Annotated in this window: 27 protein-coding genes; 8 read left to right on the top strand and 19 right to left on the bottom strand. The window is 67.8% G+C overall.

What is annotated here, in order from left to right; all coding sequences use genetic code 11:
* Window positions 1-38: 38 nt before the first annotated feature.
* Window positions 39-395, top strand: coding sequence for a UBP-type zinc finger domain-containing protein (locus tag ABIB54_RS00745; RefSeq protein ID WP_354573618.1), 357 nt, complete (start codon window positions 39-41; stop codon window positions 393-395).
* A 19-nt stretch (window positions 396-414) separates the two neighbouring features.
* On the opposite strand, the gene ABIB54_RS00740 is transcribed toward ABIB54_RS00745, so the two are convergent.
* Both ABIB54_RS00740 and ABIB54_RS00735 read right to left on the bottom strand, forming a co-directional pair.
* Complete coding sequence (locus tag ABIB54_RS00740; RefSeq protein ID WP_354573617.1) at window positions 415-762, bottom strand: GntR family transcriptional regulator; 348 nt, start codon at window positions 760-762, stop codon at window positions 415-417.
* Window positions 759-1697, bottom strand: a complete 939-nt coding sequence (locus tag ABIB54_RS00735; protein WP_354573616.1) for a hypothetical protein — start codon at window positions 1695-1697, stop codon at window positions 759-761. Before ABIB54_RS00735 ends, ABIB54_RS00740 begins: the two co-directional genes overlap by 4 nt.
* A gap of 207 nt (window positions 1698-1904) precedes the next feature.
* On the opposite strand from ABIB54_RS00735, the gene ABIB54_RS00730 reads away from it, so the two are divergent.
* Window positions 1905-3443 (top strand): phytoene desaturase family protein, encoded by a 1539-nt coding sequence (locus ABIB54_RS00730; protein ID WP_354573615.1) that lies wholly within the window; start codon window positions 1905-1907, stop codon window positions 3441-3443.
* Window positions 3444-3529: 86 nt separating this feature from the next.
* Window positions 3530-3754, top strand: coding sequence for a hypothetical protein (locus ABIB54_RS00725; protein ID WP_354573614.1), 225 nt, complete (start codon window positions 3530-3532; stop codon window positions 3752-3754).
* Window positions 3755-3797: 43 nt separating this feature from the next.
* Here the strand turns inward: ABIB54_RS00725 and ABIB54_RS00720 are convergent, their stop codons facing one another.
* A complete protein-coding gene (locus ABIB54_RS00720; protein ID WP_354573613.1) occupies window positions 3798-4343 on the bottom strand; it encodes an acyl-CoA thioesterase in 546 nt (181 codons plus the stop codon).
* 9 nt (window positions 4344-4352) lie between these two features.
* Entirely contained in the window at window positions 4353-5273 is a 921-nt protein-coding gene (locus tag ABIB54_RS00715) for a DNA-3-methyladenine glycosylase family protein (RefSeq protein WP_354573612.1), read from the bottom strand.
* 59 nt (window positions 5274-5332) lie between these two features.
* Between ABIB54_RS00715 and trhO the strand changes: the two genes are divergently transcribed.
* On the top strand, window positions 5333-6211 hold the full coding sequence (gene trhO / locus ABIB54_RS00710) for an oxygen-dependent tRNA uridine(34) hydroxylase TrhO (protein ID WP_354573611.1): 879 nt from the start codon (window positions 5333-5335) through the stop codon (window positions 6209-6211).
* Between the two features lie 29 nt (window positions 6212-6240).
* Window positions 6241-6726 (top strand): pyridoxamine 5'-phosphate oxidase family protein, encoded by a 486-nt coding sequence (locus ABIB54_RS00705; protein ID WP_354573610.1) that lies wholly within the window; start codon window positions 6241-6243, stop codon window positions 6724-6726.
* 66 nt (window positions 6727-6792) lie between these two features.
* On the opposite strand, the gene ABIB54_RS00700 is transcribed toward ABIB54_RS00705, so the two are convergent.
* Window positions 6793-7224, bottom strand: a complete 432-nt coding sequence (locus ABIB54_RS00700; RefSeq protein WP_354573609.1) for a DUF4190 domain-containing protein — start codon at window positions 7222-7224, stop codon at window positions 6793-6795.
* A gap of 117 nt (window positions 7225-7341) precedes the next feature.
* On the opposite strand from ABIB54_RS00700, the gene ABIB54_RS00695 reads away from it, so the two are divergent.
* A complete protein-coding gene (locus tag ABIB54_RS00695; protein WP_185202120.1) occupies window positions 7342-8367 on the top strand; it encodes a 6-phosphofructokinase in 1026 nt (341 codons plus the stop codon).
* Window positions 8368-8409: 42 nt separating this feature from the next.
* Window positions 8410-8811 carry a DUF1304 domain-containing protein gene (locus ABIB54_RS00690; protein WP_354573608.1) on the top strand — a complete coding sequence of 134 codons (402 nt, stop codon included), beginning with the start codon at window positions 8410-8412 and terminating at the stop codon, window positions 8809-8811.
* Between the two features lie 671 nt (window positions 8812-9482).
* Here the strand turns inward: ABIB54_RS00690 and hemL are convergent.
* The 11 genes from hemL to hemE all read right to left on the bottom strand — a co-directional run bounded on the left by hemL (window position 9483) and on the right by hemE (window position 19044).
* Window positions 9483-10850 (bottom strand): glutamate-1-semialdehyde 2,1-aminomutase, encoded by a 1368-nt coding sequence (gene hemL / locus ABIB54_RS00685; RefSeq protein ID WP_354573607.1) that lies wholly within the window; start codon window positions 10848-10850, stop codon window positions 9483-9485.
* 50 nt (window positions 10851-10900) lie between these two features.
* Entirely contained in the window at window positions 10901-11875 is a 975-nt protein-coding gene (hemB, locus tag ABIB54_RS00680; RefSeq protein WP_354573606.1) for a porphobilinogen synthase, read from the bottom strand.
* Entirely contained in the window at window positions 11872-12675 is an 804-nt protein-coding gene (locus ABIB54_RS00675; RefSeq protein WP_354573605.1) for a uroporphyrinogen-III synthase, read from the bottom strand. The genes hemB and ABIB54_RS00675 overlap by 4 nt, the downstream gene beginning before the upstream one ends.
* Window positions 12672-13628 carry a hydroxymethylbilane synthase gene (gene hemC / locus ABIB54_RS00670; RefSeq protein ID WP_354573604.1) on the bottom strand — a complete coding sequence of 319 codons (957 nt, stop codon included), beginning with the start codon at window positions 13626-13628 and terminating at the stop codon, window positions 12672-12674. The genes ABIB54_RS00675 and hemC overlap by 4 nt, the downstream gene beginning before the upstream one ends.
* Entirely contained in the window at window positions 13625-14857 is a 1233-nt protein-coding gene (locus ABIB54_RS00665) for a ferrochelatase (protein ID WP_354573603.1), read from the bottom strand. Before ABIB54_RS00665 ends, hemC begins: the two co-directional genes overlap by 4 nt.
* Window positions 14854-15570, bottom strand: coding sequence for a hydrogen peroxide-dependent heme synthase (gene hemQ / locus ABIB54_RS00660; RefSeq protein WP_354573602.1), 717 nt, complete (start codon window positions 15568-15570; stop codon window positions 14854-14856). Before hemQ ends, ABIB54_RS00665 begins: the two co-directional genes overlap by 4 nt.
* 105 nt (window positions 15571-15675) lie before the next feature.
* Window positions 15676-15915, bottom strand: a complete 240-nt coding sequence (locus tag ABIB54_RS00655; RefSeq protein WP_354573601.1) for a DUF3618 domain-containing protein — start codon at window positions 15913-15915, stop codon at window positions 15676-15678.
* Window positions 15912-16322, bottom strand: coding sequence for a phage holin family protein (locus ABIB54_RS00650; RefSeq protein ID WP_354573600.1), 411 nt, complete (start codon window positions 16320-16322; stop codon window positions 15912-15914). The genes ABIB54_RS00655 and ABIB54_RS00650 overlap by 4 nt, the downstream gene beginning before the upstream one ends.
* A gap of 7 nt (window positions 16323-16329) precedes the next feature.
* Window positions 16330-16644 (bottom strand): YtxH domain-containing protein, encoded by a 315-nt coding sequence (locus ABIB54_RS00645; RefSeq protein WP_354573599.1) that lies wholly within the window; start codon window positions 16642-16644, stop codon window positions 16330-16332.
* A 71-nt stretch (window positions 16645-16715) separates the two neighbouring features.
* On the bottom strand, window positions 16716-17996 hold the full coding sequence (locus ABIB54_RS00640; RefSeq protein ID WP_354573598.1) for a protoporphyrinogen/coproporphyrinogen oxidase: 1281 nt from the start codon (window positions 17994-17996) through the stop codon (window positions 16716-16718).
* On the bottom strand, window positions 17989-19044 hold the full coding sequence (hemE, locus tag ABIB54_RS00635) for a uroporphyrinogen decarboxylase (protein ID WP_502917055.1): 1056 nt from the start codon (window positions 19042-19044) through the stop codon (window positions 17989-17991). The genes ABIB54_RS00640 and hemE overlap by 8 nt, the downstream gene beginning before the upstream one ends.
* Window positions 19045-19134: 90 nt before the next feature.
* Here hemE and ABIB54_RS00630 point away from each other — a divergent pair, with 90 nt between their 5' ends.
* Window positions 19135-20433 (top strand): glutamyl-tRNA reductase, encoded by a 1299-nt coding sequence (locus tag ABIB54_RS00630; protein ID WP_354573596.1) that lies wholly within the window; start codon window positions 19135-19137, stop codon window positions 20431-20433.
* A 132-nt stretch (window positions 20434-20565) separates the two neighbouring features.
* Here ABIB54_RS00630 and ABIB54_RS00625 read toward each other — a convergent pair whose 3' ends face one another.
* From ABIB54_RS00625 to ABIB54_RS00615, 3 genes are all read right to left on the bottom strand, one after another.
* Entirely contained in the window at window positions 20566-22203 is a 1638-nt protein-coding gene (locus ABIB54_RS00625) for a hypothetical protein (RefSeq protein WP_354573595.1), read from the bottom strand.
* Between the two features lie 255 nt (window positions 22204-22458).
* Window positions 22459-23367, bottom strand: coding sequence for a serine hydrolase (locus tag ABIB54_RS00620; RefSeq protein ID WP_354573594.1), 909 nt, complete (start codon window positions 23365-23367; stop codon window positions 22459-22461).
* Window positions 23361-25340: a M13 family metallopeptidase gene (locus ABIB54_RS00615; RefSeq protein ID WP_354573593.1), complete on the bottom strand. Its 1980-nt coding sequence runs from the start codon at window positions 25338-25340 to the stop codon at window positions 23361-23363. The genes ABIB54_RS00620 and ABIB54_RS00615 overlap by 7 nt, the downstream gene beginning before the upstream one ends.
* Window positions 25341-25381: the final 41 nt, after the last annotated feature.

Below are 25381 nucleotides of genomic sequence, written 5' to 3'. Positions count from 1 at the left end.
CTACTTGGGGCGCGGCGGAGGGGGTCCACAATGAATGCATGAGCGATATGAGCGCTATCGATCCGACGGCGGTACCGAGCTCGACCGGCTGCGTCGAGTGCGAGGCATCCGAGAGCTGGTGGTTCCATCTGCGACGCTGTGCCACCTGTGGCCACATCGGATGCTGCGACGATTCGCTCGGCCGTCACGCCACCGCGCACGCGAATGCCTTCGGACACGTGGTCATCCGATCCTTCGAGCCCGGCGAGAACTGGTTCTACAGCTACGCGACTTCGGAGACCTTCGAGGGCCCGGAACTTGCTCCCCCCGAGAGTCATCCGGTCGCTCAGTCCACTCCAGGTCCGGCAGAGCGGGTGCCCGGCGACTGGAAGGAAAGGCTGATGGAGCAGCGCTAGCGGATCGGGTTGCGGCGAGTCAAGGATTCCAACTCGCCCGAATGGTTCCCAGCGCGTCTTCGATGGTGAGTGATCTAGATCGTGCAGCGTCAACGAACGACCTCGCCGCGTTGCGGAAGTCCACGTCCAGTTGCAGCCCTGTACCAACCCGGGCTCCCGAGCGGGTCACGACGATGAGACCCGCGGTCTCGAGTTGTCCGTAGGCCCTCGCGACCGTGCCTGGCGCCACACCCAGGTCACCGGCCAGTTGCCGTATCGAAGGAAGCCGAGTGGTCGCGGCCAGTTCGCCAGATCGGATGAGGTCGGCGATCTGCCCCCTGATCTGATCGAACGGAGCGGTAGGGCTCGTCTGGTCTACGACGATCACGAAGCCACCGTCGCGACGGCATCCGCGCCAGAATCGTCGGTACCCACAGACATGGCTCGCCCTCGGCCCATCGCGAGCGTCAGCACGATAGCGGCGATCAGGCTCGCTATCGATACGGCGATCGCTGCAATAGCGACACCCTCCAGAACAGGCCCGAAGATTGCCGCGAGCCGGTCCGGTCGGCCATCCGAGATCGATACCTGCGCCAAGTTGCTGACGCGACTTCCCATAGTGGCGGCGACAGTTCCGAGATAGGCGAGAAGAACGGCGAAAGTGATCGACGTAATCGTCCGCGCGGTGAGAAGGCGCAGGCGCCGGTCCACGTTCAGCAGGTCGGGAGTCGGGAAGAATGGCGCCCCTGCCAGACGAGCAAGGGCGAAGAGTGTGGCGGCGATCAGGACGACGGCCATCGCCACGAGGGCGGTCGCGATCGTCCAGTACGAACGAGAGAAGCGCGGGCCGCCCGCGGTCGAACCGGCGGAGGAGGCATCAGCGATGACCAATGCAACAAGCGCAGCCGCAACGAAAAGCAGCAGAGCGAGCATCCCCGGTGACCCGAAGGTCCAGAGACGTCGTGGTTCGAGCGACGCGCTCCGGGAACTGATCTCTGGATGCCGAGGAACGGGGAGTAGCGCCGAAAGCACAAGGCCGAAGGCCACTGACATCCCGGGTGCGATGAGCGCCGGCACCGCGAGGAGAGCGGGAAGGGCGAAGGCCAGCCAGATCAGTGCCACGCACAAGAAGGCGCTCGTTCCCACGACGACACCGACGCGGAGGACCGCCGCCCGCGTGACCCGTCGGGCATCCCCCACACTGTCGACGCCGATTGTCGCGCGACCTTGGAACGGCCGCACTCGATACGTGAGGTACAGCCCCAGGGAACTGGCCGCCCCGAGCACCACCGCGATCACGATCAGTCCGTTGCTCTGCGTCATGGCACACCCGTCTCTGTTGGTGAGAACTACACTGCCCGATGTATCAATCAGTTGATACAGCCCAGTTCGGGGTGACTTTCGGATCTCCTCTGAGGTCGCACCCACGGGGCGCCCTCGTAGGATCGGCTTCATGGCCGATCCTTCTGCAGCCCTCCCCTCGAGCACCCGCTGCCCCACCCGTTGCAGCGCAGACGAATGAGCGGAACGATGAGCATGCAGGAGATCGTCGTCGTCGGCGGTGGCCACAACGGACTCGTCGCTGCCGCCTACCTCGCCCAGGCCGGGCGTTCGGTCACTGTGCTCGAGAAACTCGGTCATCTCGGAGGCGCCGCCGTCTCGGCGCAGGCCTTCGAGGGGATCGACGCCCGGCTGTCGCGCTACTCGTACCTTGTCAGCCTGCTGCCATCCGCCATCATCCGGGATCTCGGACTGGACATCCGCCTCGTGCGGCGTCGGTACAGTTCATACACTCCACTTCCCGGTACCGGGCGCGGGCTGCTCGTAGGCAACGGCGACGCCAGGGCCACACGGCTCTCGTTCGAGTCCCTTGGCGCCGACTTCGATGCCTGGCAGAGCTTCTACGGCCGAACCGGCGCCCTCGCTCGAGCCGTGTTCCCCACCATGACCGAGCCGCTGCTTCGCCGCTCCGAACTGCGACGCCTGGTGGATGACACGGACTGGATCGACTTCATCGAGCGCCCCCTCGGCCGGGTCATCGAACGCAGCTTCGACGACGACCTCGTGCGCGGAGTCGTGCTGACGGACGCCCTCATCGGCACCTTCGCCCCCGCAAACGACGAGACCCTCGCCGCCAACCGCTGCTTCCTCTACCACGTGATCGGAGGCGGCACGGGGGACTGGGACGTTCCGGTGGGCGGCATGGGCGCGGTCACCGGTGCCCTGGCCGAAGCCGCTCGCTCGGCCGGTGCGACCATGGTCACCGGCGCCGAGGTGGTCTCGATCACCCCGGATGGGGAGGTGCGCTATCGCCTCGGCGATGACGAGCACGTGGTGAACGCCGACACAGTGCTCTCCAACGTCGCTCCGAGTGTGCTGTCCCGACTGCTCGGCGAGCCCGGGGAACCGGCCGAGGGCGCCCAGGTGAAGGTCAACCTGTTGTTGCGCCGACTGCCCCGCCTCCGCGATGCGACGCTCGATCCTGCCGCGGCGTTCGGCGGCACCTTCCACACCAACGAGGGCTACGACCAGCTCGAACGCGCGTTCCGGGCGGCGGCCGGCGGCGACATCCCGAGCCCGCTTCCGGCGGAGATCTACTGCCATTCGCTCACCGATCCGAGCATCCTCTCCCCGGAGCTGTCGGCCTCCGGTGCGCACACTCTCACCGTCTTCGGCCTCCATACTCCGCACCGACTGGTCACCCCGAGCACGAACGAGAGCATGCGTGCGGCTCTCGAACGTGCCGTGATCGACTCCCTCGACAGTGTGCTCGCCGAGCCCATCGAGTCGCTGCTGCTGACGGATGCCGCGGGCCGCCCCTGCATCGAGACGAAGACCACCCACGACCTCGAGGCGGCCCTCGGGCTGCCCGGTGGCAACATCTTCCACGCCCCGCTGTCCTGGCCTTTCGCCGAAGACTCGGCCGATCTCGGCACTGCGGCCGAACGCTGGGGTGTGGCCACCTCACACGAGAGGATCCTGCTGTGCGGAGCCGGCGCGCAGCGCGGGGGTGGCGTGAGCGGCCTCGGTGGACAGAACGCCGCGATGGCCGTGCTCGAGAACCACTAGCCCGGCCTTTGCCTCCCGCAACGGTGGCCGTTAAACTCGTACGAAGCGGCGTGGACGAGAATGCCGCGGGATCTAGGAGTTTCGCCATGGCAACGTTCGACCAATTCGCGAACCAGGGCGGTGCAGCCGCGGGCGACGAGTCAGAGGCGGCTGCGGCCCAGGCCGAGGCCGATGCGCTTCTGCGCCAGAGCGCTGATGCCGCCCGCGCCGCCGATTTCGGCGGCGGTCCGCTCGGCGCCCATCCCGAGGAGACGGCAGTGCCCGACACCGCCGACCAGCCCGACGTGCTCGAGGAGCCCGACTCCGTCTAGGCGGACTTTCCGCCTCTCACGACCAGGCGACCCGGCCGGGAGACTAGTCCCACTCGCTCGGAGCCGCGGCGCGCGCGGCCGGGAGTGCGACATCCGTGGCCCAGCGCGCCACCCACTCCGGCAGCGGACGACCACTGATATCGATGCCAGCCACGGCAGCGACCTCTGCCGTGGTGACGGTGCCGCCGGACTTCTTCACGAAGCGCCCGCGTGTGGTCGCGCGCGCGTAGATCTCGCCCGCGACGACCATGCGCTGTTCCACGTAGACCGCTTTCGCGTCGTAACCGACTATGCGGGTTTCGAGCGTGAAGCGCTGCCACGGCATCAGGGAACGCCGGAAGCTGATCGTCTCATCCGCCATCACCGGAAAGAATCCGGCCCTCAACAGCCGGGACCAGACGCCCGAGCGCTGCAGGAGATCCATGCGCCCGAGATCCATGATCGACAGGTACACGCCGTTGTTCATGTGGCCGAGCACGTCGAGATCGGTGGGCAGCACGCGAAAGGTCATGCGGCCGACGTCGTGCGGGTCGAGGCGCGGGCCGTTGCGGCGCAGCCAGACGAGGAAGGTCCGAAAGATGAGGTGCACGGGACAACGCTAATGGCGACGGTGGTCCTGGATGGTCATCCGAGGTCCGAAGCGGGGTTTCGCGAAGCCGCTCGCCTCGATGAGCCGCATCACACGCTGTCGATGGCCGGCCCACGGGGCGAGCAGCTCCAGCATGCCGTCGTCATCGACGGGCGCGCCGACCAGGGCCCACCCGACCACCGCAGGCAGGTGGTAGTCGCCGACGCTCACCGAGTCGGAGTCGCCGTGTGCGCGCTGGGTCGTCTCCGCCGCCGTCCAGATGCCGACCCCCGGCACGCTCCGCAGCCGCTTCGTGACCTCGGCACCGCCCCGACCGAGGTCTAGCGTGCGCTCGAGCCCGCCGGCGACGGATGCCGCGGCGATCGCCGTGCGGGAGCGTTGCGGGTCGACCCCCGCGCTGTGCCACTCCCAGGAGGGGATCATGCGCCAGGCGTGGGCAGAGGGGAAGACGCGCATGCCGGTCGGCGCCGGTCCGGGAGCGCTCGCCCCGTGGGCGCGCACGAGCGCAGACCAGGCGCGGCGGGCCTCCTTGCCGGTGACCTTCTGCTCGAAGATCGCCGCGATCATCATCTCCAGCACGAGACCGGTGCGGAGCAGCCGAAGTCCGGGGTTGCGCCGGTGCGAATCGTGGAGAAACGGGTTCTGCGACACATCGAAGCCCCCCGGGTCGTCCCCGGCACCGAGCAGTTCCGGCACCGCGTCGATCGCCCACTCCGCGCCATCCCCCCACGCCGTGGCATTCACGGTGCCGTGGTCACGGGAGAGGTGGAGGGTCGCAGCCCCGAGCGGCGTCGGCATCGTGCGCCAGACGCCCGAAGCATCCCACTGCATCGTCGGGTCCGCCGTTCCGCGACTGAGCGGTCGCAGCGTCTGGGCGAGATCGAGCGGATGCGGCGGGCTGTAGCTGCTGCGAAGCGGCGCCTGTTCCATGCCCTCGAGAATACGGGGCACCGCCGGGAGCCGAGCGCCGCAGAAATTAGACTCGATCGGTGGCCGTTCCCAAGATCCTGCTGTTCTATGTGTTCACCCCGCTCGCCGACCCGGATGCGATCCGGCTCTGGCAGCGCGACCTCTGCCGGCCCCTCGGGCTGGGCGGTCGCATCATCGTCTCGGAGCACGGCATCAACGCCACGGTCGGCGGGGAACTGAGCGACGTCAAGACCTACCTCCGCACCACGCGTGAGTACCCCGCCTTCAAGAATGTCGACGTGAAGTGGAGCGAGGGCGCCGGAAACGACTTCCCCGGCCTCAGCGTGCGCGTGCGCGACGAGCTCGTGAGCTTCGGCGCGCCGGGAGAGCTGCGGGTCGACGAAACGGGAGTGATCGGCGGCGGCACCAGGCTCAGTCCCCAGCAGCTGCACGAACTCGTCGCCCGCGAGGAGGTCGTCTTCTTCGACGGGCGCAACTCCTTCGAGGCGCAGATCGGAAGGTTCGAGGATGCCGTGGTCCCCCAGGTGAGCAACACCCGCGAGTTCGTGGCCGAGCTCGACAGCGGCGCCTACGACCACCTCAAAGACAAGCCGATCGTGACCTACTGCACCGGGGGCATCCGCTGCGAAGTGCTCAGTTCGCTCATGATCAGCCGCGGCTTCGAGAACGTGTTCCAGCTCGACGGCGGCATCGCGAGATACGGCGAGGCCTATGGCGACTCCGGCCTCTGGAAGGGCTCGCTGTACGTGTTCGACAACCGCATGTCGATGGACTTCAGCCCGGATTCCGCGGTGATCGGGCGCTGCTACCGGTGCGGCGCAGCCACGAAGCACATGCAGAACTGCTCCGACCCCGCCTGCCGGGTGCAGTTGGTGGTGTGCGAGCTGCACGCCCCGGAGACGGCCTGCGCCGAGCATCCGCTGACGGTCGCTAGCTAAGCCCGCTTTTCGCGGGTACCGTGCGCCGCATGACCGCTAATCAGGAAGAAATCGCCACAGTCGCCGAGCTCATCAAGGCCTCGCGCATCGCCCTGCTCACCACCGTCAACGACCACGGCCAGCTGACGAGCCGTCCGCTCGCCGTGCAGGAAGTCGAGTTCGATGGCGACCTCTGGTTCTTCAGCCAGGACCCCTCCGACAAGACGACGGAGATCGGCGCGAACCCCCAGGTGAACGTCTCGCTGGAATCGGGCAAGGGCTACGTCTCGATCGCCGGCACGGCCGAGATCGTGCACGATTCCGCCAAGGTAGACGAGTTGTGGAGCAAGCGGGTCGAGGCCTGGTTCCCGGAGGGCAAGGAGGATCCCACCATCGCTCTCATCAAGGTGCACGCGGATGCGGCGGAATACTGGTCCACCGACGACCCGAAGCCCGTGATCTTCTTCAAGGTTGCGAAGGCCGCCGTCACCGGTGGCCAGCCCGACATCGGAGAGAACAAGACCGTCGACCTATAACCGTCGACCTGTATCCGTCGCACGACGAACGGCCCCGTCAGGTGACGGGGCCGTTCTTCGTGACGATTAGCGAGACGGGCAGGTGACGCTGACGCCGTTGATCTGCTGCACGCCGCCACCGAGGTCGGCGCACTGGTTGAGGAGGGCGACCGTGGCCCCCACCACCGCGACGACGAGGACGATGGTGAGAATCAGGAAGACGATCGACAGGATGAGTCCGGCGAGGGCCAGTCCGTTCTTCTGGCCTGCTCTGCGGGAGCGCACCAGGCCGATCGCACTCACGATGATGCCGGCGGGACTCACGAAGAAGGCGAGGATGAAGCCGACGATCCCGAGAGTGCGACCGGGGTTGACCCCGGCCTGTGGGTACGGCTGGGCGTAGGCCGGCGCGGCAGGGGTGGATGCGGCGTAGGCATCCGGGGCCGCGGGCGGAGGAGGCGTCACCGGAGGCTGCCCGTCGGACGGTTGGGGATTCGGAACCCCGTTGAGTTCTGACATGATGCTCCTTGGATCGTGGGCACGCATCCCCCCGTGGTCTGCGCTTTCCTCGACTCTAGCGAGCGCGTCCCGCACGGCTGTGATCGGCGTGCGGCCAACCTACGGAATGATGGGCACATGAGCATTGGAATCCTCACCAGCGGCGGAGACTGCCCCGGGCTGAACGCGGTCATCCGTGGCGCCGTTCTCAAGGGCACACAGATCTACAAACAGGAGTTCGTCGGCTTTCGCGACGGCTGGCGCGGTGTCGTCGAGGGCGACATCATCCCCCTGGAGCGCAAAGACATCCAGGGCATCGGTAAGCAGGGGGGAACCATCCTCGGAACCTCCCGCACCAACCCTTTCGAAGAGAACGGCGGAGCGGAGGTCGTGCGCGCCAACATGGAGCGACTCGGGGTCGACTCCCTGATCGCGATCGGCGGCGAGGGCACGCTCGCGGCCGCCAAGCGCCTGACCGATGCCGGCATCAAGATCGTCGGCGTGCCGAAGACCGTCGACAACGACCTCTCAGCGACGGACTACACCTTCGGCTTCGACACCGCCGTGCAAATCGCGACGGATGCCATGGACCGCCTCCGCACCACCGGCGACTCGCACGGGCGCTGCATGGTCGCCGAGGTGATGGGGCGGCACGTCGGCTGGATCGCTTTGCACTCCGGGATGGCGGCCGGGGCCCACGCCATCCTCATCCCCGAACAGAAGACCTCGATGGACCAGATCGTGGCGTGGGTGCAGTCCGTCGTGGACCGCGGGCGTGCACCTCTGGTGGTCGTCGCGGAGGGCTTCCACCTCGACACGATGGATGACGCCCACTCCGAGCGAGGACTCGACGCCTTCGGGCGCCCCCGCCTCGGCGGCATCGGGGAGCTCATCGCCCCGGAGATCGAGGCGCGGGTGGGCATCGAGACGCGCGCGACCACTCTCGGCCACATCCAGCGCGGCGGAACGCCGACAGCCTACGACCGCGTGCTCGCGACGCGGTACGGCATGGCCGCCGTCGACTCCGTGATCCACGCCCGCTGGGGCCGGATGGTCTCGCTGAGCGGCACGTCCATCACGCACGTCGCCTTCGAGGATGCCCTCGGCAAGCTCAACACCGTGCCACAGTCCCGCTACGACGAGGCCGCGATCCTGTTCGGCTGATCGGGCGTACGTCACGATCGCTCATCTGGCACACTGGCTCCCATGAACCCTGCGCTCCTCATCATCGGCGCGATCTTCGTGTCGATCGCCGCCCTCCTGCACGTGTACATCTTCACCCTGGAGAGCGTGAACTGGACGAAGCCCGCCACCTGGAGGATCTTCGGCATCCGCAGCCAGGCGGATGCCGACACCATCAAGCCGATGGCCTTCAATCAGGGGTTCTACAACCTCTTCCTCGCGGTGGAGGTCGGGCTCGGAGTGGCCGTGCTCGCCGTATCGCTGCCGGTGGCGATCACGCTGATCGTCGTCGGCGCCGGCAGCATGGTGCTCGCCGCCCTGGTGCTGCTGCTGTCGTCCAAGACGACCCGCCGGTCCGCCCTCATCCAGGGCGTGCCGCCGTTTATCGGACTGCTCTTCCTGCTGGTGTCTGGCCTTCTGGGCTGACCTGGCCGGGTGGTCGCCCGCTGGTCGAGTAGGCCGCCCGCGGCCGTGTGGTTGCCCGCTGGTCTAGTAGGAGGGCGGACGCCCGCCTGTCGAGTAGGCCGCCCGCGGCCGGGTGGTCGCCCGCAGCTCTCCCGCTGGTCGAGTGGGCCGCCCGCGGCCGGGTGGTCGCCCGCTGGTCTAGTAGGAGGGCGGACGCCCGCCTGTCGAGTGGGCCGCCCGCGGCCGTGTCGAGACCGGCCGTCGCGCCTCTACCCGCGACGTACCATCGACTCGGGAGTAATGGCGGGTGAAGGTGCCAACAAGTCGCATCTTGTCCCGACTCGAAATCCCTCAGAAGGCGCTCGTCGATCGAGTCGGGAGTAGATGCGGGTAAAAGCCGGGCGAAGTCGCATCTAGTCCCGACTCGATGTCGCGCGGCAGCCTCACCGGTATCGACCAGCCCCACAGACGGCCCGCGCCCACCGAAGCAACCCCACAGACGGCCCACCCGACCCCCGAAGCACCCCCATACGGCCCACGACCACCGAAGCACCCACCGAATCACCCCCGCGGACGGCCCGCGACCACCAAAGCACCCCCACAGACGGCCCGCGCCCACCGAAAGCACCCCCACAGACGGCCCGCGCCCACCGAAAGCACCCCCGCGGACGGCCCGCGACCACCGAAGGAGACTACGCGGGCACTGCCGCAGCCGCCGCTTTCGCCGCCGCCGGCAGCGCCTCGAGGATGCGTGACACCGCCGCCTCGTCGTGCGCGGCCGTGACGAACCAGGCCTCGAAGACCGAGGGCGGAAGGGACACGCCTGCATCGAGCATCGAGTGGAAGAACGGCGGATAGCGGAAGGACTGCTGCGCGCGAACCTCGTCGTAGTTGCGTGGCTTAGCGGAAGCGAACGCGAATGAGAACAGGTTGCCGGCGCGCTGCACGGAGTGCTCGACGCCCTCGGCGCCGAGAGCGGTCGACACGGCGGAGGCGAGCTGGTCGGCGACGGCATCCAGTCGGGCATAGACCGACGCATCCGCGGCTCGAAGCGTGGCGATACCTGCCGCTACGGCCACCGGATTGCCGCTGAGAGTACCGGCCTGGTACACGGGGCCGAGTGGTGCGAGGAAGTCCATCACGTCGGCCCTGCCCCCGAGCGCGGCGAGAGGCATCCCTCCCCCGATGACCTTGCCGAAGGTGAAGAGATCGGGGATCCAGCCCGCGCCGTCGGGCACGACCCGGGCGGCCTCGAGGCCCCACCAGCCGGCCGGGCCCACCCGGAAGCCGGTGAGCACCTCGTCGAAGATCACCAGCGCGCCGTTCTCTCGAGCGATGGCCGCGAGCTCGCGGTTGAATCCGCGATCCGGCGGCACGACCCCCATGTTGGCGGATGCCGCCTCCACGATCACCGCAGCGATCTTGGTGCCCTGCACCGCGAAGAGCGCGCGCACGGCGTCGAGGTCGTTGTAGGGCAGCACGATCGTCTGTGCGGCGGTCGCGGCGGTGACACCGGCCGAGCCGGGCATCGTGAGAGTCGCGAGACCGGATCCGGCTTCCGCGAGAAGGGCGTCGGAGTGCCCGTGATAATGGCCGGCGAACTTGACGAGCAGCTCACGCCCGGTGAACCCCCGAGCGAGCCGGATGGCCGTCATGGTCGCCTCTGTGCCGGTCGACACGAGGCGGATCTTCTCGATCGCCTTCTGAACCGACCCGGTCAGCGCTCCGGAACTGTTGGTCTCCTCAACGCGCACACGCTCGCGCACGAGTTCGGCCAGCTCGGTCTCGCCGGGAGTGGACGCGCCGAACGACAGCCCCCGAGCCGCGGCATCCTGCACCGCCTTGACGACGGACGGATGCGCGTGGCCGAGAATCGCCGGCCCCCAGGAGCTGACGAGGTCCACATATTCGCGCCCGTCGGCATCCGTGATGTAAGCGCCCCTGGCCGACACCATGAACCGGGGGGTTCCGCCGACCGAACCATAGGCCCGCACCGGCGAATTCACGCCGCCGGGAATCGAGAGCTTCGCTCGGGTGAAGTAGGTCTCGTTCGCGCCCATCAGAAGCACAGTCCCATCAGAAGCACAGTCCCATCAGAAGCACAGTCCCATCAGCGCAGCCACCCCGCCAGTTCGACGGCCCAGTAACTGAGGATCGCGTCGGCTCCGGCGCGTTTGATGCTCACGACCGACTCCTCGACCGCGCGGCGACGATCGATCCAGCCATTGGCGGCCGCGGCCTCGATCATCGCGTACTCGCCGGAGACCTGATACGCCCACACGGGCACCGGGCTCACGGCAGCGGCGTCGGCCAGCACGTCGAGGAAGCTCATGGCGGGCTTCACCATCACGATATCGGCGCCCTCTTCGACATCGAGCAGCACCTCTCGGAGGCCCTCGCGGCGGTTGCCGGCATCGAGCTGGTACGTGCGGCGGTCGCCGACGAGCGAGGAATCGACGGCCTCCCGGAACGGCCCGTAGAAGGCCGAGGCGTATTTGGCGGCGTAGCCGAGGATGGCGGTGCCGGCGAAGCTGTTGCTGTCGAGGGCGTCGCGAACCGCGGCGACCTGGCCGTCCATCATGCCGCTGAGCCCCAGGAGCTGCGATCCGGCAGCAGCCTGCGCGACCCCCATGTCCCGGTACCGCAACAGGGAGGCATCGTTGTCGACGCTGCCGTCCGCCGCGAGCACCCCGCAGTGGCCGTGGTCGGTGAACTCGTCGAGGCAGAGGTCCGTCTGCACCACGACCGCGTCGCCGACCTCGGCGACGACCGCACGGGTGGCGAGGTTGAGAATTCCGTCATCCGCCGTCGCGCCGGAGCCGATGGCATCCTTGTGCTCCGGGATGCCGAACAGCATGACCCCCCCGACACCCGCCTCGGCGGCCTCGACCGCCGCACGTCGCAGCGAATCGAGAGAATGGTTGACGACACCGGGCATCGAGGAGATCGGCACCGGCTCTCGGATGCCCTCGCGCACGAACATGGGCAGCACGAGCTCTGCCGGGTGTACCCGGGTCTCCGCCACCAGCCGGCGCATCGCCGGTGTGGCCCGCAAGCGGCGGGGACGGATGCTCGGCCCGGTCATGACACGGCTCCCTGGTCGTCGCCGTGGTCGGAACCGTGGGTGATCACGTATTCCGCGAGACCCTCCACGAGGGAGCTGGCGGAGCGGAACTCCGCGATCACGTGCACGGTGAGCCCCGCGGCGCGGGCGTCGAATGCCGTGCGCGGGCCGATGGCCGCCACCACCGTGTCTTCGGGCAGTGGCGCGAGCTGGGACTGCACCTGCCGGGCGACGCTGCCGGAGGTGATGAGCACGGCGCGGATGCGACCGGAGGCGACATCCGCCGCCACATGCTCCGACACCGGGACTCCGACGGTGCGGTAGGCCGAGACGTACTCGACCTCGAGACCGAGAGTGGCGAGGCCGGCGACCAGGGTCGGCTCGGCGATGTCCGACTGGGGGATGAGCACCCGCCCGACGATGTCGGATGCTGGCCACTCCTTCACGAGCCCCCTGGCCGAGTTGTCACTCTCGGGCACGAAGTCCACCTGGTAGCCGGCGAGGGTGAGCGCGGCGCCCGTCGTCTCGCCGACCGCGGCGATGCGCGTGGTCGGCGGGATCGTCACCTGCTGGCTGATCAACACATCCACTGTCGTGGCGCTCGTGATCACCAGCCAGTCGAACCGGCCCTGCTCGAGGCGCTTGAGTGCGTCGGAGAGCTCCATCGCATTCTCGGCGCTGGCGAAGTTGATCATGGGCGCGATCACCGGCACCGCACCGTAGGTGCGCAGGTTGGCGGCGACACCGTCACCCCAGTTGCCGCCGCGCGGCACGAGCACGCGCCAGCCGGAGAGGGGTTTGAGGCTGCGGTAGGGGTTCACGTGAGGGATCCGATCGGAGCAATGTCGGCGGCGCCGAGAGCGAGGAGCTCGCCGGCGACCCGGTCCCCGAGCTCCGCCGGGAGGAGGGAACGCTCGGCAGGGCTGCCCTCGAGCACCAGGGCGTGCGAGCTGGTGACCGAACTCGTGCCATCGGGTGCGTACACCGTGGCGGTGAGGAAGAGCATTTCGCCGTCGACGACGGCCGCGGCCCCGATCGGGGCGGCGCAGCCGGCCTCCAGACGGGCGAGCACCGCGCGCTCAGCGAGCACCGCGAGGCGGGTGGTCGGATGATCGATGGCCTTCAGCATCGCGGCAAAGCTGCTCGAATAGCTGTCTCGCACCTCGATCGCGAGGGCGCCCTGGCCGGGCGCTGTCGCCCACTTGCCGAGCTCGAAGTACTCGGAGACGGCATCCAGCCGACCGATGCGCCCGAGGCCGGCGGCCGCGAGCACGACCGCATCGAGCTCGCCCTCTGCCACTGTGCGCAGGCGCGTATCGACGTTGCCCCGGATGTCGACGACCTCGACATCGGGGCGCCAGCCGCGCAGCTGGGCTGCCCGACGCGGCGAGCCCGTGCCGACTCGTGACCCGGGCGCCAGCGCCTCGAGAGTGAGGTCGTCACGCGCGCAGAGGGCATCCCGAGCATCCGCCCGCTTCGGGATGGCGCCGATGCGCAGTCCGGGATAGGCCTCGGTCGGCAGGTCCTTGAGGGAGTGAACGACGAGGTCGCAGGTCTCGGCGATGAGCGCCTCGCGCAACGCGCTCGCAAAGACGCCGGTGCCGCCGAGGCTGGCAAGCGACGCGGTGGAATGGTCTCCTTCGGTGGCGATCGGCACGATCTCCACCTCGAGACCGGATGCCTTGGCCACGGCGGCTCCGACCACTCCGGTCTGAGCCAGGGCGAGAGCGCTTCCGCGGGTGCCGATGCGCAGGGTGCTTCCGGATCCACTCACGGAGTCTGCCCCGCGAGCGCGGGTTTGAATCCGAGGCGCACGTTCTCACAGCAGCCCGATCGGCACACGTCGTACCAGGGGCCGAGTCCGGTGAGGGAGGGCCGCTGCGCCACGGGGACGCCGTCGCGGCGCTCGAGCACGAGGTCGATGAGCCCGGAGACGTAGGCCGCATGGATACCCGGGGTCGGCACGCGGATGGCGAGCACGCCGAGCTCATTCGAGGTCTCCATCGCCTCGGTGTCGAGATCCCACTTCACTTCCATGTGGTCGCTCACGAACCCGAGGGGAACGATCACCACCGCGCGGATGCCGACCGCCGCGAGATCACGGATAGCGTCATTGATGTCGGGCTCGAGCCAGGGCTGGGTGGGAGGTCCACTGCGGGACTGGAACACGAGGCTCCAGGCCACCGACGGCCGAGCAGCCCGCTCAGCGGCCGCATCGGGAACGGCGGCATCGCGACCGTTCTCATCCTGGGCCGCGATCACGACCTCCGCCACGGCCCTGTGCTGCGCCTCATAGGCGCCGCCCTCGCCGAACCCGCGGAACGAGGGGCCGCTCTTGGCGGCATCCGTCGACGGAATCGAATGGGTGGAGAACAGCACATGGGTGTCGCTGAGCGGGATGCCCGCAGCAGCGACTTCGGCGAGGCCGGTGCGCAGCCCCTCGATGAAGGGGGTGACGAACCCCGGGTGGTCGAAGAACTGGCGCACCTTGTCGATCTGGATCACGCCGTCGAGACCGGTGTCGGTGAGTGCCGCCGCGTAGTCCTCGCGGTACTGGCGGCAACTGGAATACGAGCTGTAGGCGCTCGTGCCGATGGCGATGAGTTTCGTGAATCCGCGATCGTTCGCCTCGGCGACCGCATCGCGGATGAACGGAGCCCAGTTGCGGTTGCCCCACAGCACCGGCAGGTCGATGCCGCGACGCTCGAGCTCTGCCTCGAGCGCGGCCTTGAGTTCGCGGTTCTGTTGGTTGATCGGGCTGATGCCGTCGAAGGCACGATAGTGGTGCGCCACTTCTTCGAGACGTTCGTCGGGGATGCCCCGGCCGCGGGTCACGTTGCGCAGGAAGGGGATCACGTCGTCCTGGCCCTCTGGACCCCCGAAGCTCGCGAGCAGGATGGCGTCGTAGGCGGTCGGTTCGGTCACGTGCTCCGGGCCGTGCTTGGCCGCATCCGTGGCTCCTCGAACGAGCTCGCCGGCCAGCTCACCATTGGTGATGGTCATCGCAGCACCTCCGCGATCTCGGAGACGGCGATGCGACGTCCCGTGTAGAACGGCACCTCTTCGCGCACGTGTCGGCGCGCCTCGGTCTGGCGGAGGTGACGCATCAGGTCGACGAGGTCGACGAGTTGCGGCGCTTCGAGCGCCAGGATCCACTCGTAGTCGCCGAGGGCGAAGGATGCCACGGTGTTGGCGAGCACCTGTGGATAGGCGCCGCCCTTGCGGCCGTGGTCCGCCAGCATGCCGCGGCGTTCCTCCTCCGGCAGGATGTACCACTCGTACGAGCGCACGAAGGGATAGACCGTGAGCCAGGCCTCCGGCTCCTTGTCCCGCATGAACGCGGGCCGGTGGCTGGCAGAGAACTCCGCGTCGACGTGCACGCCCATCGCATTCCAGGTGGGCAGCAGGGTGCGCAGAAGAGCGCTGCGACGAAGCTCGCGCAACGCCCACTGCAGGCTCTCGGGAGTGCCACCGTGCAGCCAGATCATCAGGTCGGCGTCGGCGCGAAGGCTCGAGACATCGTAGAACCCGCGCACGGTGACTCCTGCTGCTTCCACCGCGGCGACCGCGCTCGACAGCGACGCGTCATCGTCGCCAGCCGGCACCGTGCCATCCCGGCGGAAGACCGCCCAGAGGGTGTAGCCCGTCGTCGTGTGGTCTTCTGTGGTCGCAGGCTCTCCGACGGGATGCCCGTTCGGGATCGGGGTGGTGCTCATGCCGTCTATCCTCCCCCGCATCGCTGCGAGAACAAAAAGCGGCCGTGCGCCTGCGCGAGAGAATGTTCGCTACGGGTCGTAGCGAATCGACGCCGTCAGAAGTATCTAGTCGTTGCCGAAGATCGCCCAGGCCACGATGCCGCCGATGACGACCACTGCTGCGGTCGCTCCGATAATCCACGGTACGGGGTTCTCCTCGTACGAGGACTGCGCTTTAGCTGTCAGTTTGCCGACCTGCTTCGGCACATTGAGTTTGTCCTCGATCGCGTCGAGGGTCTCCTCGAGCTCTGACCGGTTGGTCCTGATACGGGTTTCAAGCGATTCGGTGGGTGTGGTGTCGCTCATCGGTTCTCCCGCTTTCCCAGGCCCTTGAGGGTGTTGACGTCTTTCTTGACGCTCTTGATCGTCTCGGTGGGTGCGGGTGGCACCCCTTGCTTCACCTGGCGCAGTCCGACGAGCACGAGAATGACCACGATCACCAGCAGGATGGCGGCGACGATGAGCGCAGCGAGCCACGCAGGAACGATCGTGGCGAAGGCCAGGATGGCCGCGGCGATGAGCACGGCGAAGAGGAAGAATGCGACGAATCCAGCACCGGCGAAGAGGCCGACGCCGATGCCCGCGTGCTTCAGCTTGGCGATCAACTCGCTCTTGAACTGCTCGATCTCGTTCTTCACCTGTCCGATGACGAGCCTCGGCAGGTCAGCGATCAGGGCGAAGAGCGACTTTCGCGACGTGGTGTCGTCGTTCACTGTCGAACTACTTTCCGCTCGCGGATGCCGGTTTGGCCGCCGCCGCCGAGCGTGACGCCGGGGACTTCGACGATCCGGACTTGCCGACCTGCGACACGACCTTCTTGGCCCCGTCGCTGAGGAAGTCGACGACCTCCGGGGCCTTGTCCTTGGCGAATTCTTTCGCGCGTCCTTCGACGTTCTTCACCTGGCGCTGCACCCGCGGGTCTCCCCACAGCTTGCTCGTGGCCTGTTTGATGTCTTCGTAGCGACCGCGTCCGGCTTTGGCGCCGAGCACATAGCCGGCGGCCAGTCCGACGACGAGCAGAATTTTGCCTCGCATGATTTGCTCCGTCCTGTGCGTGCCCGAATGGGCATATGTCTGAGGGTCAGTTCCACAGTAGCCCCCGGAGGCTAGGCCTCTACCTCTTCCAGCAAACGTCCAGACTCTTGTCGAGCATGAGCGACGACGGCGGCGAGGCCGGTGCCGGCTGCCCCCTCACCCACTACCGTCACCCCGTCGACGGCCTCGGCACTGCGCGCCGGAGCGCTCCAGTCGACCCGGGCGAATGCGACGACGGATGCCGCGTCGATGTCCACCCCGAGCAGCGCGCCCGCATCGCGGAGAGCGCAGTCGCGAAGCTGCGCATCGCTGGCCCGCCCCGCCGCGACGCCGTCATAGGAGAGCCGCAGCACATGGCGGTGGGGCGGCACGCGAGCGGCGAGCCAGTCCCACTTGGCTGTCGCATGGGTAATCGCTTTGGCCCGCAGCCGCGAGTCTGCGGGGTCACGAGCCACCAGCATGCCTGTCCCCCGGGGGGCGGCATCCAGCTCCGGCACATCCACGACGAGGGTAGCGAGCACGATCGCCGGCGCATCCAGCGACGCGAGGGGGGTCGCGAGCACCACGATGTCGGCCTCGAGGATGTCGCCATCGGCCAGGGTCACCGTCGATGCGTCGACCGCGGCAACCGGGCAGTCGAGTCGAATCGAGACGCCGAATCGTTCGAGATCCCGGGTCAACACCTCGACCAGGCCGAACATGCCGCCCACCAATCCCGATACCGCGGTGCCGGCCGGTGCGGAACTCCGCAGCGAGCGCACCGCGTGCGAGAGCGAGCCGGTGGCGAGCATCGCCTTGCGCAATCCCGGCGCCACGACGTCGACGTCCAGGTCGTCCGGATGCCGGGAATGGATGCCGAGAGTCACCGGTGCGACCAACCGTTCGAGCACGCGACGCCCCATCCGTCGGCGCACCAGCCTGCCGAGGTTTCGCTCCTTAGACCCGGCGAAGCCGAACAGCAGCTCGTCGAGCTGCGCACGGAAGGCCCCCCAGAAGCCGACGACGGCGATCACGTCGGCCGCTAGCGCGGTCCCCGGGATGCCGAGGATGCCGGTCTTGGGCAGGGGGAAGGCCTTCCCCTGTACGGTCTGCAGCCACGCACCCTGCGGATTCGGCGGGGTGATGGCCGCCTCGAGGCCGAGCTGACGTGCCAGCCCGGCGACGATGTCGCGGCGGGTCGCGAAGCTCTCCGCACCGGCATCCAGCTCGATTCCGGCCACGGTGTGCCGGGCGACCTTGCCGCCAAGGTGGTCTGATGCCTCAAGCAGCGTCACCTCGAGACCACCGAGCACGAGCTCGCGGGCCATCACCAAGCCGGCGATTCCCCCGCCCACGATGATCGCGCTAGGCATGGGCGATGGCGGGCGAGTGGGCGAGCCTCACGATGCGCGTGAGCACGTCGGGGTCTGTCTCCGGCGGTACGCCATGCCCGAGGTTCAGCACGTGGGCGCTGGCGGCCCTCCCCCGCTGGATCACGTCGAGCACGTGGGCTTCGAGCACCGGCCACGGCGCTGCGAGAAGAGCGGGATTGATGTTTCCCTGCAGCGGCACCGCGGAGCCGAGTCGGGCGGATGCCGTATCGAGCGGCAGCCGATCGTCGACGCCCATCACGTCCACGCCGATGGCGTGCATCGACCGAAGCAACTCGCCAGTGCCCACCCCGAAGTGCACGACGGGCACGCCGAGATCCGACACATGCGCGATCGCCTGCCGCGAGAACGGGGCGACGCGGCCCTCATAGTCGGCGACGGAGAGAGACCCGACCCAGGAGTCGAACAGCTGCACCGCGCTGGCGCCGGCGAGCACCTGCGCGCGGAGGAAGGCCCCGGTGACATCCGCCGCCCAGCTCAGCAGGGCATCCCAGGTCGCGGGGTCTGCGTGCATGAGGGTGCGGGCACGCAGGTGGTCCTTCGAAGGACCTCCCTCGACCAGGTACGCGGCGAGGGTGAATGGTGCGCCGGCGAATCCGATCAGCGGGGTGTTACCGAGCTCCGCGACCGTGCGCGCAACCCCTTCGGTGATGGGGGCGAGGGCGTCCGGTTCGAGGGGGCGGAGGGTCGCGACATCCGCCGCGGTGCGGAGCGGGGCCCCGAGCACCGGACCGCGACCCGGCACGATGTCCACATCGACACCGGCGAGCCTGAGCGGCACGACGATGTCACTGAAGAAGATGCCGGCATCCACTCCGTGGCGCCGCACCGGCTGAAGGGTGATCTCGCTCGACAGCTCTGGATCGAGACAGGCGTCGAGCATCTTGGTGCCGACGCGAAGTGCTCGGTACTCGGGCAGCGAGCGTCCCGCCTGGCGCATGAACCAGACCGGGGTGGTCGATGGACGATCCCCGCGGTAGGCCCGGATGAGCGGAGAATCAGCCGTGCGGCCGTCGATCAGGGGATGCATGGCTGGGAGCTTCACGTGATTAAGTATGGGCGAGGGGGCTGGGAGTGCCTGACGCCGCCGGACCATCCCGACCGGACGTAGGCTGTGGAGGTGCTTCTCTGTCTGACCGCCAACCATCGCAACGCGAGCTTCGAGATTCTCGAAAAGCTCTCGGTCGGTGCACCACAGGCGGCGGGCATCCTGGTCAATGACGGCGATTTCGTCTCCGGAGCGGTCGTGCTCGCCACCTGCAATCGCTTCGAGGCCTACCTCGAAATCGATGAGCCGCTTACCGCTGCAACTGCGGTCGCGGTGGAGAACTCGGTACAGGTGATCAGCGCCGCGAGCGGCATAGACCCCGCGGCACTGCGCGAGACGGTCACGGTGTTGAGCGGCGACGACGTCGCGGAGCATCTCTTCTCGGTCAGCTCCGGTCTCGAGTCGGTGATCGTCGGCGAAGACGAGATCTCCGGCCAGGTGCGCCGAGCACTCGAGCAGGCACGTGCGGCGGGCACCACCTCATCCGCACTGGAACGCCTCTTCCAGAAGGCGGCCAACACCTCGCGCGAGGTGAAGAACCAGACCGCCATCGGCGGTGCGGGCCGATCGCTCGTGCGCCTCGGGCTCGAACTCGCCTCAAGTCGCATCGCGGACTGGTCGGCCACCCGGGTGCTGATCGTCGGTACCGGCCAGTACGCCGCCACCACCGTCGCCGCGCTCCGCGACCGTGGTGCGGAGGATGTGACGGTGTACTCCCCGTCCGGCCGCGCGGCCCGCTTCGCGCTGCGGCTCGGGCTCACGGCGAGCATCGACCTCGTCGCCGCCCTCGCCGCCGCAGAGGTCGTGATCACCTGCACCACCACCGAAGCACCGGTCGTCTCCGCCGCCCACCTGTCTCCCTCGGCGGGAAACGCACGTCGCATCGTGATCGACCTCGGACTGCCACGCAACGTGCACCCCGATGTCGCGACCGTGGCGGGCACCGAGCTGCTCGACCTCGAGACCATCAGCCTCCATGCGCCCCTCGAGGAGCTCACGGCGACGACGGATGCCCGCGCCCTCGTCTCGAGCGCGGCCTCCGAGTTCGCTGCGACGATCACCGAGCAACAGCTCACCCCCTCCGTGGTAGCGCTCCGCTCTCACGTCTTCGGCCTGCTGGAGACCGAGATCGCGCGGGCACGGGCTCGCGGCGACGAGGATGGACGGGTCGAGGCGGCACTGCGTCACCTCACCGGGGTGCTTCTGCACACGCCCTCGGTCCGCGCCAGGGAGCTCGCACGAGCCGGAGAGGCTCGGTCGTTCAGCGACGCAGTCACCGCACTCTTCGGCATCACCGCCTCGGCCGCCGCCCCGGCTGCCGCGCCGGCTTCGACCCTGGCAGAAGAGACCCGCGGCGCCCTTCAGGCCTGAGCCTTCGGCGGTTCGCACCGTGCTGGCTTCATCGCCTCCGGGGCAGTCGGCCCTGTCACTCTGGTTCTCCCCAAACAAAGAACACGCCTCGCACCGACCAGAGGTCAGTACGAGGCGTGTGGTCTTGGTCGCTTAGGCCTTGGCCTTGCGACGTGCGCTGAACACGAGTGCCGTACCGAGCATCAGGAATGCGGAGGCCACCGCGAGGTAGCCGGCTCCCGAGTCGAAGCCGGTGAAGGCCAGCGTGGTGAGGCTCTGCGGGTCGAGGTTTCCACAGCTGGTAGCCGACTTCGTGATGGTCGCCGTGTAGCTGGAGGGGCCGTCGATCGTGTCCCCGGCAGGAGCGACCACCGTCACGATGTAGGTTCCCGGGGCGAAGGCCGTGCGAGCGGAGACCAGCTGGGTGGTGCCGACGAAGTAACTGAGGAAGTCGGTCGGGTCGATGGCGATGTAGCCGCTGACCGTTCCGCCCGCGGAGCAGGTCTCGCCTACCCAGCTCACGGATGAGGGCAGGAACGCGTCGGTCGGCAGGGAGCAGTCCACCGCGTTGTCCGCGACCGTACGCTTCCACTCGGTGACCCCGGAGAGGATGTAGCCCGGTTCGGCGGCCGCGGTGATCACGTAGTCACCCGGAGCCACGTTCGTCTTCGGCGCGGTCACCGTGATGTCCGCCCCGGCCGGCGTCACCGGGTGAATCGTGTAGACCACGCCCGTGACCGGAGCGACCGTGAGGTATCCGCTGACCACTCCATCGGCTGAGACGGCACAGGTCTGGCCGACGGCCTCCGGGTCACCGGGGACCGTCACGCAGTTGTTCTGCGCATCGGTCTTGAAGGTGTGGGACCAGGAGGTCTCGGCTTCCGAGCTGAAGCCGTAACCCTTGTCTGGCGTGGCGGTGACGGTGACGGTGCGCACGCCACCCTTCGACGTGACGTCGGAGGTCGAGTAGATGAAGTGATCGTCACTGGTGAGAGCGGGGATCACCACCTTGTCGGCCTCGGTGCCGCACGTGTCGACGAAGGTGACCGGCTTCGGGTCCGTAAGGGGAAGGGTGGGAATCTCGGCGCAGCCGACCGGCGTCTGCATGTACGTGTTCCCCGGATAGGTGGTCTGGAGTCCCAGCCCACTGAGGAACTTTTCCCACGGCTGGGGTCCCGGGAGAGTGGACGTCGGAATGATGTATGAGCCCGTTCGAGCGTAAATGTCACCCTGGCCGCAGGTGACCGCAGCCTCGAACATGTACGTGCCTACCTTGTCGACAGTGATGTAACTCGTCTTGGAGGAGTCCAGCACCTGAGGCCACACCGCCGCCTGGGTGTATTTCCAGCTCGCCGCGGTGATGAAGAGGGGAGCGCAAAGTTGCTCAGTCGAGTACGGCTGAGCTGTGACGGTGACGATTCCGCTGTTCTTGGTGGGGTCATAGCTGTATCGAATCGCGGAGGACGGAAGGCAGGTGTCGTTCGACGGGATGGGGCTCGCCGAGGGATTGGGGGTTGTCGACTTGGCCGGCGCTGAGGCTACGAGCGCTGTCTTGGGTGCCGGGGCCACCGTGGGGGTGGGGGTCGTCGGCGTGGGGGTGGGCGTCGACGGCGTAGGGGTGGGCGTCGACGGCGTGGGGGCCGGGACATCCGTCGCCGCCGGACCTGGTGTCGGCGCCACGTCGGAGGTGACCGGAGGGACGGCATCGTCTGCGTTCGCGGTGGACACTCCGGTGACGGCAAGGCCGACCGCGATCACGATCGTCGTGATTGCGGAAAGGGTTCTCTTCATGACGTGCTCCTGGGTAGGGGAGATTTACGTCGGCCTTCGGCAGGGAGCATTACAGTGTTGCCTCTGTACGCTTCGGGGGCGATCGGAGGCTGTCATGCAGACGTCGGGGGCGTCAGTTCGGCTGGGTAACCGATGATTTTCGGGTGGGGGACTGCTGATACTTAAGCACGACGTGGATTTCGGGTTCAGACAACCATGCTTCAGGGAACGTTACACGAACTGTGCCCCGTATGAGTACCACTCGAACGGGGGGTATTAGAACACGTACTCCAGCAGATCGAATCCGAAAGTGCGCATCGCCTCAAGCACGCGGAGCCGCGCGGCGAGATCGGCACCGCTGAATTGCACCGTGACGGCGTACGCGACACCGGTGCGGGATCCACTCAGCAGACCGGCCTCCGACCGCACTCCCCCGTCGGTGCCGGTCTTATTGATCAGTTGCAGTCCCGAGTCGGGCGTGCGATGGGAGAGCGGATCGAGCCCGAACGCGCTCGCGACCATCGAGAGGTCCGCGTTGTGAGACAGCCAGCCGAGTACGCGCTTGCTCGTGACCGCGTCCACGACCTCACCGCGGGCGAGGGCGGAGAACAACCACGAGAGTTCGGCGGCGGATCCGATGGACAACTGCGGCGCATCATCCGGACCGCGGTGGTCCCGCACCAGATCGAGGAGCGCCGTGCGTGAGAGCCCGAGTTGCTCTCCGCGGGCCCGCACGGAGTCCAGACCCACCTGCCGCAGCAGCACATTCGTCGCGAGGTTGTCACTGGTGGCGCCGACGAGCAGCGCGAGGTCGGTCACCGGCAGCGCTGGCGCCTGCAGACGCTGCCAGATGCCGGAATCGCCGACCGCATCCCCCGGCGTCTTGTCGAGGATGCCGAAGCCGGCCGCATCGCGGGCGGTGATGCGTGCCGCGACCTCGATGAGCAACAGGATCTTGCCGACGCTCGCGGTGGGCATCGCGACCCGATCGTCGATCGACACCAGCGTGAGACCGCTGCGCAGGTCGATGACGCTGGCGGACACCGTAGCCCCGGCGTAGGCCAGCTGGGCGAGCGCGGTGAAGCCGCCGGAGAAGCTCTCGGCTCCGCCGACTCCGCGGTGGCGACCGGCGCGCGGTGCGCGCAGTCGCTCCCGGCGCTCGTGATCCCGGGTGCCAACTACCAAATGGTCACGCGCTCGTCCGGGTCGAGCCAGAGTTCATCCGTCGCGGTGACGCTGAAGGTGTCGTAGTAGCCGTCGATGTTGCGCACGATCTGGTTGCAGCGGAACTCGTTGGGAGAATGCGGGTCGATCGAGATCAGTCGGATGACCTCCTCATCCCGCCCCTTCTGCTGCCACGCCTGCGCCCAGGAGAGGAAGAACCGCTCGGCGCCGGTCAGCCCGTCGATCACCGGGGGCTGCTCGCCCGCGAGGGAGATCAGGTAGGCCTTCCACGCGATAGACAGGCCGCCGAGGTCGCCGATGTTCTCGCCGATGGTGAGAGCGCCATTCACGTGATGGTCGGGCACCTGGCGGGGGGCGAGTTCGTTGTACTGCTCGATCAGCGATCCCGTGAGCGCCTCGAAGGCCTCCCGGTCGGCTGCGGTCCACCAGTCGGTGAGTCGGCCGTCGCCGTCGTACTTCGAGCCCTGGTCGTCGAATCCGTGACCGATCTCGTGGCCGATCACCGCTCCGATCGCGCCATAGTTGGCCGCTGCATCGCGGGCCTCGTCGAAGAACGGGTACTGCAGGATGGCCGCGGGAAACACGATCTCGTTGAACCCGGGGTTGTAATAGGCGTTGATGGTCTGCGGGGTCATGAACCACTCGTCGCGATCGAGCGGTGTTCCGATCTTTCCGAGCTCTCGCTGGAACTCGAACTCACTGGTCGCCCGCACGTTCGCGATGAGATCGGTGGCGCTGATCTCGAGCGACGAGTAGTCGCGCCACTTCACGGGATAGCCGATCTTCGGCGTGAACTTGTCGAGCTTCTCGATGGCGCGCACGCGGGTGGGGGCCGTCATCCAGGCCAGTCCAGTGATGCTCTGGCGGTAGGCCTCAACCAGGTTGCCGACGAGCACGTCCATCGCGGCTTTAGCGCCCTGGGGGAAGTGCCGCTCGACGTAGATGCGGCCGACCGCCTCGCCCATCGCACCCTCCACGAGTGAGACTCCCCGCTTCCAGCGGTCTCGGAGCTCGGGAGTGCCGGTGAGAGTGCGCCCGTAGAAGTCGAAGTTGGCCTCGACGAATTCGTCCGACAGGTAAGCCGCGGAGGAGCGGATGACCTGCCAGCGCAGCCAGTCGGTCCAGGGCCCGAGGTGGCCGGCATCAAGCAACGACGCGACTCCCTCGAGGAACGACGGCTGTCGAAGCACCAACTCGTCGAAGACCCCGGCCGGGGCATCCAGTGCGTCGAGCCAGCGGTTGAGATCCGGGCCGTCGGTCGCCTCGGAGGCCGTGGTCACGAGCGCCGCCCAGGTGCTGAGGTTGTAGGTCTTCTCGGAGTCGCGGGACTTCACGTTGTCCCAGTGGAACCCGGCGATGGCGGTCTCGAGCTCGAGCACGCGCCCGGCGCGTTCGCGCGCGTCCTGCAGCCCGGCAAGGGACAGCATCTTCTCCAGGTAACCGACATAGGCGGTTCGGATGTCGGCGAACTTCTCTTCGCGGTAGTAGCTCTCGTCGGGGAGGCCGAGCCCGCCCTGTTCGAAGAGCGCGATGTAGCGTTCCGGATTGCCCGGGTCGTTGTCGATGTAGAGCTGGAAGAAGCCGCTGACTCCCTGGCGTTCGAGGCGTCCGAGGGTCTCGAGAAAGCTCGGGATGTCGCTGATCGCGTCGACGGAGGCGAGGTCGGCGGTGAGAGGCTCGGCCCCGATTTCGTTGATGCGTGCTTCATCCATGTAGCTCGCGTAGAGGTCGCCGAACTTGCGCTCCTCTGTGCCGACGGCGGAGCCTTGCGCCTCTTCGATGATCTCGCGCACGGCCTTCTCGGCCTCCTCCGCGAGAACGTGGAATGAGCCGTAGCGCGCCTTGTCGGAGGGGATCTCGGTGCGGTCGATCCACTTGCCGTTGACGTGCCGGAACAGGTCATCCTGCGGACGCACCGCCGGGTCGAGTTCGTCGAGTTGGATACCGGAGGGGAGCGGAGAGGCGACGGTCATGGGCACCAGCTTAAGCCGTGCAAATGGCCGCTCGGTGAAGG

Source organism: Frigoribacterium sp. UYMn621 (genome assembly GCF_040549525.1).
GTDB lineage: Bacteria > Actinomycetota > Actinomycetes > Actinomycetales > Microbacteriaceae > Lacisediminihabitans.
This window is presented reverse-complemented; position numbering and strand designations above follow the sequence as displayed.

Bases quoted from the DNA above. Each gene is read 5' to 3' on its own strand.
- ABIB54_RS00745 (WP_354573618.1), top strand. From the start codon at position 39: ATGAGCGATATGAGCGCTATCGATCCGACGGCGGTACCGAGCTCGACC.
- ABIB54_RS00735 (WP_354573616.1), bottom strand. From the start codon at position 1,697: ATGACGCAGAGCAACGGACTGATCGTGATCGCGGTGGTGCTCGGGGCG.
- ABIB54_RS00730 (WP_354573615.1), top strand. From the start codon at position 1,905: ATGAGCATGCAGGAGATCGTCGTCGTCGGCGGTGGCCACAACGGACTC.
- ABIB54_RS00725 (WP_354573614.1), top strand. From the start codon at position 3,530: ATGGCAACGTTCGACCAATTCGCGAACCAGGGCGGTGCAGCCGCGGGC.
- ABIB54_RS00715 (WP_354573612.1), bottom strand. From the start codon at position 5,273: ATGGAACAGGCGCCGCTTCGCAGCAGCTACAGCCCGCCGCATCCGCTC.
- ABIB54_RS00705 (WP_354573610.1), top strand. From the start codon at position 6,241: ATGACCGCTAATCAGGAAGAAATCGCCACAGTCGCCGAGCTCATCAAG.
- ABIB54_RS00700 (WP_354573609.1), bottom strand. From the start codon at position 7,224: ATGTCAGAACTCAACGGGGTTCCGAATCCCCAACCGTCCGACGGGCAG.
- ABIB54_RS00695 (WP_185202120.1), top strand. From the start codon at position 7,342: ATGAGCATTGGAATCCTCACCAGCGGCGGAGACTGCCCCGGGCTGAAC.
- ABIB54_RS00690 (WP_354573608.1), top strand. From the start codon at position 8,410: ATGAACCCTGCGCTCCTCATCATCGGCGCGATCTTCGTGTCGATCGCC.
- hemL (WP_354573607.1), bottom strand. From the start codon at position 10,850: ATGGGCGCGAACGAGACCTACTTCACCCGAGCGAAGCTCTCGATTCCC.
- hemB (WP_354573606.1), bottom strand. From the start codon at position 11,875: ATGACCGGGCCGAGCATCCGTCCCCGCCGCTTGCGGGCCACACCGGCG.
- ABIB54_RS00665 (WP_354573603.1), bottom strand. From the start codon at position 14,857: ATGACCATCACCAATGGTGAGCTGGCCGGCGAGCTCGTTCGAGGAGCC.
- hemQ (WP_354573602.1), bottom strand. From the start codon at position 15,570: ATGAGCACCACCCCGATCCCGAACGGGCATCCCGTCGGAGAGCCTGCG.
- ABIB54_RS00655 (WP_354573601.1), bottom strand. From the start codon at position 15,915: ATGAGCGACACCACACCCACCGAATCGCTTGAAACCCGTATCAGGACC.
- ABIB54_RS00645 (WP_354573599.1), bottom strand. From the start codon at position 16,644: ATGCGAGGCAAAATTCTGCTCGTCGTCGGACTGGCCGCCGGCTATGTG.
- ABIB54_RS00640 (WP_354573598.1), bottom strand. From the start codon at position 17,996: ATGCCTAGCGCGATCATCGTGGGCGGGGGAATCGCCGGCTTGGTGATG.
- hemE (WP_502917055.1), bottom strand. From the start codon at position 19,044: ATGCATCCCCTGATCGACGGCCGCACGGCTGATTCTCCGCTCATCCGG.
- ABIB54_RS00625 (WP_354573595.1), bottom strand. From the start codon at position 22,203: ATGAAGAGAACCCTTTCCGCAATCACGACGATCGTGATCGCGGTCGGC.
- ABIB54_RS00615 (WP_354573593.1), bottom strand. From the start codon at position 25,340: ATGACCGTCGCCTCTCCGCTCCCCTCCGGTATCCAACTCGACGAACTC.